This is a genomic window from Bifidobacterium sp. W8110 (genome assembly GCF_016101375.1).
In the GTDB taxonomy this organism is placed as follows: domain Bacteria; phylum Actinomycetota; class Actinomycetes; order Actinomycetales; family Bifidobacteriaceae; genus Bombiscardovia; species Bombiscardovia asteroides.
On the sequence record NZ_JACFQO010000006.1, the window covers coordinates 1 to 13,826 of the forward strand.

Below are 13,826 nucleotides of genomic sequence, written 5' to 3' on the forward strand. Positions count from 1 at the left end.
AGCTGCCCGGATCCCGTTCGACTTGCATGTGTTAAGCACGCCGCCAGCGTTCATCCTGAGCCAGAATCAAACCCTCCACAAAAAAACCATGAAGAAGGCCGAAACAGCCCACATCAATAATTGACGGGCCGGCTTCCATAAGGAGGAAACCAACCCACGAAAAACCCCGACACCCCTCACAACGCTCCCACGTACCCGACAACAGCCGGGCGGGCATCGGACTGGCAATCAAAAAGCTATAAGTAGCACAAACACGCTCTTGAGTTCTCAAACCACCACCACACCAACAGCTCCAAGCCCTCCGAAGAGTTCTCATCACTGCCGGGCAGCAAGATGTAAACTTACACGAAGTTGGGTTATCCCGCAAATTGGCATAGAAAAATATCGAAGGAACCCAATGATTCCGGGGATTCTACGGCGTGTCGATTTTCATCGACATAGTCCCCGCTTCATCGACCTTCGCCTATCCAGGAGCCCCGTGCACTCTTCAGCGAGGCTCAAACCAATATCTTCAATGATTAATATTAGTAGATTTCGTCGCGCGCAGCATGTATTTCCACCATGCGGATGGGCACTAGCAGCAAGGCAGCCCCTGCTTATCAATAGAGCGCTACAGGCAGAGGGATTTAACCGTTGCCGCGAACCGTTCTGGCTCATCCCACTGTGGGCAGTGCCCGGACCGATCAAAGCGAATAAACCGATGCGGGCTCTTCAACCCATCTGCGAACCGCTCAACCAGACTGCCTGGCAGATGACGGTCATACTTGCCGCTGATGAAATATACCGGCGCCTCGAAAGAGGTCTGCCCACTGAAATCGACCTGCTCCAGCTCTGCATTCAAGCGAGCGCGGGATTGAGCCACCCCCTTGGCATGGTTGAGCAGACACGACCAGTTGTAGTAGGGCGAGCGCAGGTAGGTCATGATCCGCCCCAGAGATCCGAACAGCATGGCAGCCCCGCCACGAGACAGCAGCTCATTAATCATCAGCACTATGTCGGCGGCTCCGTTCTCCCTGCTGACGAGCGAACCGAGCCGGGGACCCAAACTCTGCTGCCCCCAACGCCGTCTTAAACGAAGAGCAGCGCGCATGCTGACGACCTGCCCGAGGCCGATGTAGCAACGGACCAGTGAGGGATACCGCTTCACCATCTCCAAACCTAGGACGCTGCCCCAGGAATGACCGATGAGAATCACGGAATCCTCTCCGTAGGCTCGAAGCAGCTTCAGCACGAACTGGTGAACATCTTCGACCATCGAATTGATGGTCACCACCTCGTCAGGGGCAAAGGGATGGTAGGACAGCCCACTACCCCGCTGGTCCAGGTTGATGAAGCGGAAATCGCGCTCCAAGGCCGAATTGTAACGCATGGTCAGGGGAATGCAGGCATCGCCTGGACCCCCATGCAGATAGAGCACTATGGGGGCCTCCGGCGATGCTGGGTTCATGGAGAAGACCATGCGGGCACCGTTGATATGCACGGCGTAGAGCCGAGAATGTGTGGACACCTTTGATGACCCTTCTGAACGGGATGACATCTGATTATTCCCATCCCCACTGTTCATAGCCTACCGACGCCATGGCCGCTTGTCACGCACAGCGCATGAAATTCGATGCGAGGGCAGATAACCGAGGAACAGAGCGACGATGACACTCCGCGCAATACGGCTATTTAGGGAGACGGCTAGGCGTTAGTGCCGAGACTCTGAATGCCCAGCCGTACCCCCGGTCAGATGGCTTTGTCTGACTTCTTTGCCTGGCGATTTAGTCTCCTGGCGGCCCGTTTGGCCTCTTTGCGGACGATCACTGTTTTGCTATGCCTGCGGAAAGTGAACCAAGCCAACAGCAGGATGATGACAGCGACAGCTACATTAAGGCTGTACCGAACCACGTTCATGACGTTGAAGTAGCGGAATCGGCTACCTGGCATAGCCCCATTCATGGCTTTGGAGTTGGCCACGGCATAGAACATGTGGTGAGCTGCCTGGCGCGCGTACTGGTAGGTGGCAGGATCCTTGAAGTCCAACTTCTCACCAGTCGGATCCTTATCCACATTCAGTAGCTTTGCATCCGCACCAGCCTCAATCATCTGATAGGGACTCATAAACACACCGGTGTTGGCATTGTCCGTGATAACCAATCCGTTGAAGCCCCACTCTTGCCTCAGGAGCTTCGTCATCAACTGGTAGGATCCACCGGTCCAGGTTGCTCCGATGCGGTTAAAGGAACTCATGACCCCCATAGCTGCGGGAACTTTGGCAATAGCCTGTTTATATGAACCATCGGGCAGCTTTTTCACGTACTTCATGGGAAGTTCCGGTGCCTTGATACAGGCCTCGAAGGGCGGCAGGTAAATCTGCCGGATGGACTGCTCGTTGGCCCAAGTGGCCACGCTGAAGTTGCCCGGTCGATCCCCGCGATGATCCTCCTGATCATTGAGCGCAAAGTGCTTGATATAGGTGTAGACGCCCTTGGATGCGGCTCCGCTAACTTCCGCTGAAGCGGTACTACCTGACAGGAATGGATCCTCTGAATAGTACTCGCCGTTACGGCCGCTGAAAGGTGTACGGTGGATGTCCATTGATGGGGCGTACCATCCACTGGCACCACCCAGCAGGGCCTCGTTGCCAATCATTTTGCCGAACTGCTCAGCCAAATCATGATTGAAGGACTGGGCCAGCATCATTACATTGGGGAAGGTCTTGCCGGTCCCGCCATAGAATAAGCCGTTGGCGGCGTCAGCATCCATGGTATAAGGCTTTCCGACTGACTTGATGAAGTCCAAACCGTAGCCAGCGTCAATAGTGACTTTCCAGTAGTCATCCTCGGTCATCTGATCAAGCAAGGCATCCCACTCCTTGCTCTCATATGGAAGGCCGCGCATCTCAATCAGACTGCGCTTGTTGTCCTTGCCGAAAACCGGACGGGTGTGTATGGACCGTCGTGCAACTGGTGTGCCTGAGTCATGACCATCCAGCTTGGCGATCAAACTATCATCAGCGGTCTTCTTCCACGTGTAAGCCTTGGGATGACCGTCTTTCTCACCGTTAATCTCACCGCCCCAAGTGCTGATCTGGTCGGACGGAACGCCATCATGCTTGGGGAAAGTTCCTGTCCAATCGGCACGGCTCAGATAAGTGGTGTCAGCCCGGGCAAAATCGAATAGATTCGTGATTTTTTTACCCGTCTTGGCATCTTTGGAGAAGGTCGTGACATCCACCTGAGCGTTGGTCGGAGTATACGAGGCAACTAGCGAAGGATTGCCGGGAGCTGTCATGCCATTATTAATGGTGCGGCCTTTCTGGGCCAGGATGTTGTTAACTGCATCATGAGCATCATGGGCCGCAGTGAAGCGGTATTCGCCTGCGTCAAATATAAAAGTCTTCGCCGTTTTAGCATCATAGGCTTTAAGTTGGCTTCGGTCGAAAGTGATCTTCACGCTTGTATGGGCTCCAGGCTGCAGCTGCGGGGTCTTTGCATATCCGACAAGGTCGACTGCAGACTTTTCCACGCCGTTGGCTTTGTCATATTCGGTATAGGGACTCTGTGCATAAAGTTCAACCACGTCACGTCCTGGACGATTACCGGTATTCTCGACCACCAGAGAAGCCACGAACCGATCACCCTCCTGGTTGATGTGAAAGTCTCGCCAGTCAAAGGTGGTGTAGCTCAGACCGTAACCAAAGGGATAGATGACTTCACGGGCATGGTCGAAGTCACCTGCATTCCCTTGACCGAGGACCTTGTCCTCATAGCGTGTTTCATAGTAGCGATAGCCAACGTAAATGCCTTCCGCATAGGTCAGATAGTTGTACTTCGTAGGCTTGCCCTGCTTGTTGTAATACTGGTAATCTCCGAAATTGTGCGCAGCAGGGGAGTCGAGCGCATGCCGTGCGAAAGTGTCGACCGTTCTGCCTGATGGATTCAGTCGGCCAGAAAGAACGCCTGCCAGTTGGCGGGTGATGTTCTCTGAGTAGACTACCGATCTGATGTGAGGGAATTGATCAAGCCAGCCCAGGTCCAACGCCGCATTGGACTTGATGACTAGGACAACATTGTCAAAATTCTGGTTCAGATAGTTTAAAACAGAAAGCTCGTTGGAGTCTGGCTCTAGGTAAGTCCTGCGCTTGTCTTGGTCCGAACTTGCATGGTTATACATCGAGCGAGGCATATCACGGCCTTCGCCAGCTACACGGCTCAGTAGATAGACCGGCACTGTACCCTTAACAGAATCCAGCAATCCCGGCTCCCGCATGAGGACATCGATAGAAGCCTCGTTGATGCGAAAGTCTTCGCCATCGCCAAAGTTAACGGATCCTGCGGCCAAGCCGTATTTCTTGCCAGCATCCTTGCTATAGAACTGCCAAAGTTTATCATTTACCTTGAACCCTTCCTGCTCAAGTACTTCTTTGGCAGTAACACCCTTGGACTTAGTCAGCATGTTGGCACCGTCTGCCTTCACGCTATTGGCGCTGAAAAGACTCAAATGGGCACCTGACTTGAGGGGCAGGGCCTCGTCCTGATTTTTCAGCAGAACTGTACCTTGTTCAGCGATGTTCGAAGCCAGCCTGTTTTCGGCAGCTTTGATGGTATCGACATTGTAATCGGCTTTGTAATAATTCAGGTCGAGATTTTTATCCTTGATTTGGGAATTATCGATACTCTGCCTGTTGTAGTTCATGATGTTTGACAGAATTTTGTTGGTTTTTAGCTGGGGGTTTGCAAGCATCAAACCAACGATGAGTGCCACAGCGAATATAATGGAGACGATCGTTTTGATTATCCTCACTACTTTTGCCTTCTTCATTGAATTCCTTTCTCTGGCATTGACGTGGTAATCCCTGCATCACCTCCGAGAACCGGGTATTCCGATCGTCAATTCAAATGAATGATAAAAAATTACAGAATCCGATGGTCCATAAAATGACTGAATTGTTCTTTCTCCCACTTAAATTGTCGGAATTCCTTATCAACGCCACAACAAGCGCAGCGAATATTCATGATTGCTACTCAGCTTTTCAACCATTCATGCCAGGAAAATGACAATTTATGGAGTTTTTTCTCAGTATCACTAGTCTTCGCTGAATAATGAACAGCGGAATATGGCAAAACGATTGATGCGAAATCATCGTTGCCACAACCGGAATACGACTGACGATATTCATATCCAAACAGAGCAAGATTGAAATTGCAGCGTTCCGGCGGAAGTTGTTTGGAGAAGGAACACTATGGAAGTCAAGGATCTGACAGTTCTGGAACGGGCATCGCTGCTCTCCGGAAAATCCACCTGGGCGACCCGAGCCTTGAAGAGGGCGGGCATCCCGAGCATGGTCCTGAGCGACGGCCCGCACGGCCTGCGCCGCCAGACCGGATCAGGGGACAACCTGGGCATGGGCAAGTCCAAGCCGGCCACCTGCTTCCCCACAGCCGGCACCGTGGCCTGCTCATGGGACCCGGAGCTGGCCAAGACCATGGGCCAGGCGCTGGGCAGCGAAGCCAGAAGTCTGGGCGTCAACATGGTTCTGGGTCCTGGCATGAACATCAAGCGCAACCCCCTGTGCGGCAGAAATTTTGAATACTATTCCGAAGACCCCCAGGTGGCCGGTCGTATGGCTGCAGGCCTGATTGAAGGCATCCAGTCCCAGGGCGTGGCCGCCACCCCCAAGCACTTCGCCATGAACAGTCAGGAGCTGCGCCGCCAGGCATCCGACTCCGTGGTGGACGAGCGCACCATGCGCGAGCTCTATCTGACCGGATTCGAGATCGCCGTGCGCCAGGCCCACCCCTGGGCCATCATGACCTCATACAACATGGTCAACGGCACCTATGCCAATGAGAATCCACACCTGCTCAAGGACATCCTGCGCAAGGAGTGGGGCTTCCAAGGAATGGTGGTCTCGGATTGGGGTGGCTCCAACAGTGCAGTCGCCGCAGCCGCCAATGGTTCCTCCCTGGAAATGCCCCAGGCCGGATACGACTCCGTCCGCCAGATAGCCAAGGCCGTGCAGGAGGGCCGCCTGGCCGAAGCCGACCTGAATGCCCGGGCCGAAGAGGTGGCACGGCTGGCCAAGCTGACCTACCACTCGGATATGGATCCTGATGGAAACCTGACCGCGGATCAGATACGGGACCACCATCAGGTGGCACGGCGCATCGCCGAGGGATCAGCCGTCCTGCTGGTCAACCGGGAGGGACGCCTGCCACTGGCTGCCGGCACCAGGATCGCCCTGGTCGGGGATATGGCCAAAACCGCCAGGTTCCAAGGATCCGGATCATCAAAGGTCAACGCAGCCAAGCAGGAGAGCATGCTGGACCTGCTCAGACAGGGCAAGGGCGACGGCCTGGAGCTGGCCTCCTACAGCCAGGGATACGAACGCCATGGCGAGAAGAACCAGTCTTTAATCGACCAGGCAGTGGCTGCGGCTAGCCAGGCTGACGTGATTGTCGCCTGCGTGGGCCTGGATGAACGCAGCGAATCCGAGGGCCTGGACCGCTCCCACATGGACATTCCCAGCAACCAGGCCGACCTGATCAAGGCCCTTGGTGCGGCGGACAAGCCCCTGGTGGTCGTCCTGGTGGCGGGCTCCCCCGTCACCACCGACTGGATCGACCAGTGCGATGCCGTTCTCTACATAGGATTGTCCGGGCAGGCTGGGGCATCAGCCACCCTGAACATCCTGACGGGCCGGGTCAACCCCTCAGGCCACCTGGCGGAAACCTGGCCCAAGTCCTATGCCGACTGCCCTAGCGCCGACTGGTACCCCGACCCTGCTCACGAATCGATCTACCGGGAGGGCCCCTTCGTCGGCTACCGCTACTACCTGACCGCCGACGTGGAGGAACGCTTCCCCTTCGGATACGGCCTGTCTTACGCACACTTCACCTACGCCGATCTGGCCGTGGACGACAAGGGAGCCACCTTCACCCTGACCAACGACTCGGACAAGCAGGGAGCCACAGTTCCCCAGCTCTATGTCCAGGCGCCCAAGGGCGGCGTGCTCAGACCGGTCCGGGAGCTGAAGGGCTTCAAGAAGGTCAGCCTGGAGGCCGGCCAGTCAACCCAGGTCCGTATCGACTTCGATCAGACGACCTTCCGGCACTTCGACACAGCCAGCAGCTCCTGGCAGGTCGAGTCCGGCGACTGGACCATCATGATCGGGTCGAACGCCCGCAACATGGAGTTGAGCGGGCATCTGACCGTCCAAGGAACCGTCGATCCGCAGAATCCCGACCCTGCCCTGGGCGCCTACCTGGACGGCCGGGTCAAGGAGCTCGACGATTCCGCTGTGACAGCGCTCTTCGGTCACGCGGTAGCCCGACAGGGTTCAGTCACCACCTTCGGCGTCAACGATCCGCTCTCATCCTGGAAGGACTCCAGAAGCGCCCTTGCCCGGTTCGTGGCCAACTTCCTGTCCAAGAGCGAGAGCCGCCACGAAGCCAAGACCGGCAACCCCGACCTGAACACCCTCTTCCTGCTCAACATGCCCCCAAGGGCCATGGCCAAGATGACCAACGGACTGATCGACACGGCCATGGTCGAGGCCGTCGTGCGCATTCCCAATGGCCACCTATGGCGGGGGCTGGGCGGATTCATCGCCGGATTCTTCAGGAACATGTCCGCCAACCGCCGGACCGGAAAGGAGCTCAATCATGAGTGATCAGCACAGCCAGCAGGCCGGACAGCCGACTCAGGGGAAGGCAACGACGACCTCACAGTGGGCGATCGTCCGCTGGTGGCGACGGTTCAGCGACCGGCACACCACCCTGGCCCAGTTCATCGTCTTCTTCATCCTGTCCAACGGGGTCACCGTCCTGCAGCTGGTGCTCATGCCGGTGCTCAAGGCCATCTTCAACGGCACCTCCCTGGTGGGCACCAACTTCCAGATCTGGCGCATGGGTACCGTCGGCGGCAAGCCCTACTACCTGTTCGACTATGCTGCCGGATCCATCGGCCAGGGCGGCGGGGGCGGCCTGGCCTACTTCCTCGCGGTGGAGATCACCCTGCTGATTGCCCAGATCATCAATTTCTTCCTCCAGCGCAACATCACCTTCAAGTCCAACTCCTCGGTCTGGAAGGCGGCCTTCTGGTACCTGGTGGCCTATGTGATCATCACCATCATCGCAGCAGCGTTGCAGGGCTGGTACAAGGACCCCATCTACGGCTTCTTCCAGCACACCCTGAACTGGGGTAGCCTGGGGACCACCATTGCTGACCTGGTCACCATGATCATCAACTCGGCCATCTCCTTCTGGGTCTTCTTCCCCATCTTCAAGGTCATCTTCCGTCAGGAGCCCACCGAATCTCAGGCGAGCGCCCAGTAAAATTCCGGCCCCACTCCCCCGGCTGCCAATGAACTGGCATGCATCGGCGGCCAGAGGGACGGGGCCTTTTCCTCAAACCCATCATGTACAGTGGTCGCAACGGCCGCCGGCGGGATTACGGCAACCCCGCCGACATACCCGCTGACCCATTCTTTTGCGAAGTGATCGTTCATGACAGCTGACCGACCGGCCTCCACGAGCCCGCCCGTTCTCACTTTCATCGTCCCCGCCTATAACATGGCAAAGCATCTGCCGACCTGCCTGGATTCCCTCCTGAGCAGGGAGTGTGACGATCTGGAGGTCATCGTGGTCGATGACGGATCCACCGATGCCACAGCGCAGGTGGTGCAGTCATACCAGGCACGCCATCCGCACACCGTCCGTCTGATCAGCCAGACCAACAAAGGTCACGGCGGCGCGGTCAACACCGGCCTGGCAGCCGCCCGGGGCCGCTACGTCAAGGTGGTCGATGCCGACGACTGGGTGGACCCGACCTCCCTGAGTCTGGTCCTGGACCAGCTGCGTGACCAATCGCGACGTACGAATCCAGTGGACATGGTGGTCACCAACTACGTCTATGAAAAGGAGGGCCGCAAGCACAAGCGGGTCATCAACTTCCGCAGCGTCATGGATCCGGGGCGGGTACTGGACTGGAACCACCTACGGCGGTTCGGACTGGCCCAGTACATGATCATGCATGCCCTGATCCTGCGCACCGAGGTGCTCCGCCAGGCCCACACACGCCTGCCCGAGCACACCTACTACGTGGACTTCATCTACTCTTATCAGCCCCTGCCCTGGGTGCATACCCTGCTCTACCTGGATACGAATTTCTACCGCTATCACACCGGTCGCCAAGGCCAGTCGGTACAGACCTCGATCATGATCGCCCGGGTTTCACAACTGCTGCTGGTCAACGGGCTCATGGCGGATTCCACACCTGAACCGGGGATGGTTCCCCGTGGACTCTATCGTTATATGATCCACTATCTGTCCATCAACTGTGTGGTGACCTCGGTCTTCCTGATCCTCTCCCGCAATCCCAGCAACTACAGGAACAAGGACATGCTCTGGAACAGGCTGAAGCACCGCTCCCCCGTCATCGCCTCCGACGTCCGCTCCACCCTGCTCTGCCGGATGATCAACATGCCGGGCAGGCCGGGCCGCCTGGCCATTCGTCTGGGTTACAAGGCCGCCGAAGCCGCCATGGGCTTCAACTGATCGCCCTTCCTGGGCAGGAGCACGCAGAGGCTGAACCAATGATGCTCGGTGCGCAGGGTCATCTCCCCCTGGTAGCGGTGGGCTATGTGCCGGATGGACTTGACACCATACCCATGCAGGCCATCGTCAGTCCTGGTCTTGGTGGTGGCCAGCTCGCCATTGCCCTTCCAATTCAGGGGCGAGGTGAAGTAGTTTTCGATGCGAATCACCACGAATTGTCCTCGAGCATATAAGGCTACCTTGATCAGGCGGCGGTCAGGCTCCTTGACCTTTCTCAAGGCCTCGATGGCATTGTCCAAGGCGTTGCCAAAGAGGGTGGAGACATCCATGGGGGCCATCCCCTCCAAAAGCGAACCGTCGGCCACCATGGTCAAAGTGATTCCCTCTTCCGAACAGATGCGCTCCTTGGTGGACATGACCACGTCCAGGATGGGGTTACCAGTGTGCTGCTGCGACCCGTACCGTCCGACCGCAGCCTCCAGCTCCTCGAAGTCCTGGGACTTGCGCTCGGGGTCCATCTGCGAGCGCAGGGCGGCGATCTGATGCTTGAGGTCGTGGGCAAGCCTGCCCATGGCCTCCAGATTCTCCTTGGAACGCATGTACTCGCGATGCTGGCTGTATGAGCGGGCATTGATGGAGGCCAGTTCGGCGCTGGTATGGCTCTCCCGCAGCTGTTCCTGCTGGGCGTAGAGCATGGCGAACCCGCACAGATCCACCAAGGTGCGGATGTAGAAGACCTCCAGTCCGACCCGACCGGAGAAGGGGGTATTGGTTGACACGAAGCTCAGGTTGGACATGGCGAAGGTGACCACTGCGATGACCGCGGCAATAAAGACGCTGCGTCCAGGCACGGAAGGCTGGGCATCGGCGAAGTTTCGCCGCTCCGCCACCCAGGCCAACAGCCCGACACCGCCATAGATCAGGACCAGCAGGATCAGGGAGGCCGGGCCGTACAGGCTGTGGCTGGAAGGCCGCATGAAGGAGTCCAGCTGCCAGTGCAGGGAAGCGACCAGCTCAGCCAGGACGAAGGCACGGGCCAGCAGATAGGCCCCATCCAGCGCACCCAACCCTGAAGCCAGCATGATGATGGCATACATGCAGGCCACAGCCAGGCACATACTGATGATCCAGAAGGCGATAGGCAGGGTGCCAGCCCAGTATTGAACCACGATCAGCACAGCCAGACCAGGCAGGAGGACCGCTGCCATCCGCAGGCGGGAGATTCTCGGCCCGATGGCCAACAGGTAGACAAGGCAACCCAGCCACTCGCTGATGGCCGTATAGAGCCGGGGGATGTCAGGCAGGGCATTGAGGATGTGGGTGGTGGTCATGGCCGACCTGCCACGTAGGCGGTAAGAGCCGTCATAAAGGACTTCTTGCGGGGCCTGCTGACCCGCAGCCGCTGACCGGTGGACATAATGCAGTCCTGGTCCTCCATGCCCGTCACGTGGGCCAGGTTGACCAGGTAGCAGGAGTTGGAGCGGAAGAATCCCCGCTGGTCCAGCTGGCCCTCAAGACTCTTCAACGTACTGTTGGTGGTCAGCGAGGAATCCAAGGTATGGATGACGCTGCTGTGGCGGACGGATTCGATGAAGACAATGTCCTTGAGGGGAATTCTGGTGGATCGGGCGCCCTCGGTAATCAGAATGGACAGGTCCACGCGGCCGCGCACCTGGGCGATGGACCGGTCCAGCTCCTGGGAGAAGGCGAACCAGGGCAGGGGCTTGAGCAGGTAGGAGAGAGCGCCCACCTCATAGCCATTGATGGCGTACTGGGGGGCGGAGGTGATGAAGACGATGACCACCGACTCATCACGGGCGCGTACCCTGCGGGCCACTTCAATCCCGTCCATGGGGGTCATCTGAATGTCCAGAAGGAGGATGTCGTAAACAGGCCGATACCCATCTGCAAAGGCCTTGCCATCGGTGAAGACGCTGACCGTCAGTTCCTCCTGACGCTCCTTGCGATAGCGGCTTAGGTAATTGACCATGGTCCGACAGCTGATGGAATCGTCATCCACCACTGCGATTCTGATCATCCTGGCGCACACTCCTTACCCCGTCGGCCAAGGACCTATGGCCGCCGTTATCACCATTCTTCCATGATATCGGAGATGTCCGGCATGGCAGACCCTGCTTGCCCGAAGCCGAACCAGGACAAGCCTGGTTTGGACTACTCGCTTTTGTCTTGCAAATCAATTCTCACTTGTGGACGGGCAAGATTAGAGTCGAAACATGTCTACCTTCGCACCCCCTTCGTCCTGGAAACCCTCCACCTGGCTGGCCCGTCTGATGCTGCTGATGGCCGCCGCCGCCTGGGGAGCCGGATACACCTTCGAAAAGGTTGCCATGGAGACCCTGACTGTGCGTTGGCTGATGGGCATTCGCATCCTGTGTGCCATCGTCATCATGACGCCCTTTTTGCTGCCACGGCTGCGCAGAACCGGAGCCATACACACCCTGGTACCGGGTCTGATTCTGGGGGTCAGCTACTGGGCGGCTTTCAGCCTGCAGCTGATGGGACTGACCACCATCGCCCCAGGCCGCAACTCATTCCTGACGGCCACCTACTGCATCTTTGTGCCCTTCCTGGTCTGGATCATGGCACGTCGACGGCCGGCCCTGCGCCACTTCATCGCGGCCGCCATCTGCATCCTGGGTGTGTCTCTGATCTCACTGCCAGCCCACGGCGGGGGACAGGGGCTGGCTCTGAGCACCGGTGACCTGCTGACCCTGGCCGGCGCCCTGCTCTACGGGGTCAACCTGGTAATCACCGGCTTCCTGACCAAGGAGTTCGATGCCCCCACCCTGACCTACCTGGAGCTGCTTTTCGGCGGCATCCTCTTCCTGGTCTGCGCGCTGATCTTCGATCCCTTGCCCAGTGCGGCCGACTTCACGCCTTCGACCCTGGGCTCCATGATTTATCTGACGCTGATCTCGACCCTGATGGCTCAGAACTTCCAGAACATCGCCTTTTCCAGGGTTCCAGCCGCCCAGGGTTCGCTGATCCTGTGCTCGGAGAGCCTGTTCGGCATGCTGGTCTCGGTCCTGGTCCTGCACGAGGAGCTGACGGCCACCCATCTGTTGGGATTCGCCATCATCTTCGCCGCCATCATCCTGTCCGAGGTCAGGCTTCACCCCCACCGGTCGTCGGAGGATTCCTCTGCACCCGTGTCCTCCTCCCGGTAGGCTGTCCCAGGCAAGAGGTCATAGGGCATCTGCCGCTTGATCAGATAGAAGACCAGCAGGAGCAGGGCCAGGATGCGCGTTGCAATCTGAACGTTGCCGGTCCAGGGGCCGAAGACTGCCAGGATGACTGCGGTCCGGAACAGATAGAAGAGGAAGCGGGACCAGCCATGCCGCTGCTTGGTCTCGACGGTCATGTGGGTGAAGGTGGCACCCAGCGTCCGTCCCCGACGGGGCAGGGGGATGAGCAGTTCGAAGATCAGCAGCATGACCAGATTCACCACAGTTCCAAACACATCCAGAGCGGATGGGGCGATTAGCAACCCGCCAAAGCGGTAGTGGCCATCCAGCTGGTAGGTACCCAGGCGATGGACCGCATAGGTCACGCCCATCCCCAGGGACATGGACAGGATGGTGGCCAGGAGCAGATCCAAAGCCAGCGAGACGGCACGGTGTATGAACCCGGGGTTGGTGACCAGCTGGGCGGCGTCAGCCTGACGGGTGGGGACGAGTTTGTTGGCCGCCATGGCCACCAGGTAGCCGATTATGGCGCCAGAAGTATTCCAAATCAGATCGTCCACGTCAAAGAGACGGTAGGCGCAGCCCACGATGCCGAAGACCCCGGTCAGCTGGGCCGTTTCGATGAAGAGGGAGACCAGGAGGGCGACCGGCAGAGCCAGGATGAAGCGCCAGCGGAAGACCCGCCCCATAATGAAGCCCAGGGGCAGGAAGAAGACTACATTGAGCAGGATCTGCAGCATGGCCATCCGACCGCCTGTGCTCAGATCGGTCAGGAACTGCAAGGGGTCGAGCTGGGGGCTCAGATGATGGGTGGCGCAGAAGGCGGCACGGTCGTCGGGCATGGGCCAGAGGGTGAAGAAGACCAGGGCCAGCAAGTATAAGACGGTCAGGTAGGCCGCCATGGCTGCTGTCAGCCGGAGCCGGTGATAGCGGTTGTAGATCAGGGCAAGAATGGGCAGGGTCAGAATCAGCGAGGCCAGCGGCCAAAAAACCAGAGATATGCCAAAGGAGCCGCTGAAGTAGTCCAAGTATGTCGAGAGCACGAATCCAGTCTAAATCGCTCTCGGGTCTATCGACC

General features: G+C 58.1%; 9 protein-coding genes and 1 rRNA gene. 4 read left to right on the forward strand and 6 right to left on the reverse strand.

The window, feature by feature from the left end; genetic code table 11:
- The 3 genes from H3T88_RS08195 to H3T88_RS08205 all read right to left on the reverse strand — a co-directional run.
- A 16S ribosomal RNA gene (locus H3T88_RS08195) occupies positions 1–82 on the reverse strand; the annotation flags it as partial.
- 528 nt (positions 83–610) lie between these two features.
- Positions 611–1,507 (reverse strand): alpha/beta fold hydrolase, encoded by an 897-nt coding sequence (locus H3T88_RS08200; RefSeq protein WP_198204245.1) that lies wholly within the window; start codon positions 1,505–1,507, stop codon positions 611–613.
- Between the two features lie 221 nt (positions 1,508–1,728).
- Positions 1,729–4,806 (reverse strand): glycoside hydrolase family 3 N-terminal domain-containing protein, encoded by a 3,078-nt coding sequence (locus H3T88_RS08205; protein WP_198204246.1) that lies wholly within the window; start codon positions 4,804–4,806, stop codon positions 1,729–1,731.
- A gap of 421 nt (positions 4,807–5,227) precedes the next feature.
- On the opposite strand from H3T88_RS08205, the gene H3T88_RS08210 reads away from it, so the two are divergent.
- From H3T88_RS08210 to H3T88_RS08220, 3 genes are all read left to right on the forward strand, one after another.
- Complete coding sequence (locus tag H3T88_RS08210; protein WP_198204247.1) at positions 5,228–7,657, forward strand: glycoside hydrolase family 3 C-terminal domain-containing protein; 2,430 nt, start codon at positions 5,228–5,230, stop codon at positions 7,655–7,657.
- The gene (locus tag H3T88_RS08215; protein WP_198204248.1) at positions 7,650–8,321 is read left to right on the forward strand and encodes a hypothetical protein; all 672 of its coding nucleotides are present in this window, start codon (positions 7,650–7,652) and stop codon (positions 8,319–8,321) included. Before H3T88_RS08210 ends, H3T88_RS08215 begins: the two co-directional genes overlap by 8 nt.
- Positions 8,322–8,492: 171 nt before the next feature.
- Positions 8,493–9,542, forward strand: a complete 1,050-nt coding sequence (locus H3T88_RS08220; RefSeq protein ID WP_198204249.1) for a glycosyltransferase family 2 protein — start codon at positions 8,493–8,495, stop codon at positions 9,540–9,542.
- Here the strand turns inward: H3T88_RS08220 and H3T88_RS08225 are convergent.
- Positions 9,506–10,873 carry a sensor histidine kinase gene (locus H3T88_RS08225; RefSeq protein WP_198204250.1) on the reverse strand — a complete coding sequence of 456 codons (1,368 nt, stop codon included), beginning with the start codon at positions 10,871–10,873 and terminating at the stop codon, positions 9,506–9,508. The two genes, H3T88_RS08220 and H3T88_RS08225, sit on opposite strands and share 37 nt — an antisense overlap.
- Complete coding sequence (locus H3T88_RS08230) at positions 10,870–11,580, reverse strand: LytR/AlgR family response regulator transcription factor (RefSeq protein WP_015021056.1); 711 nt, start codon at positions 11,578–11,580, stop codon at positions 10,870–10,872. Before H3T88_RS08230 ends, H3T88_RS08225 begins: the two co-directional genes overlap by 4 nt.
- Positions 11,581–11,776: 196 nt before the next feature.
- On the opposite strand from H3T88_RS08230, the gene H3T88_RS08235 reads away from it, so the two are divergent.
- Positions 11,777–12,730, forward strand: coding sequence for a DMT family transporter (locus tag H3T88_RS08235; protein WP_198204251.1), 954 nt, complete (start codon positions 11,777–11,779; stop codon positions 12,728–12,730).
- On the opposite strand, the gene H3T88_RS08240 is transcribed toward H3T88_RS08235, so the two are convergent.
- Positions 12,676–13,791, reverse strand: coding sequence for a VanZ family protein (locus H3T88_RS08240; RefSeq protein WP_198204252.1), 1,116 nt, complete (start codon positions 13,789–13,791; stop codon positions 12,676–12,678). The genes H3T88_RS08235 and H3T88_RS08240 overlap by 55 nt on opposite strands.
- Positions 13,792–13,826 lie beyond the last annotated feature (35 nt).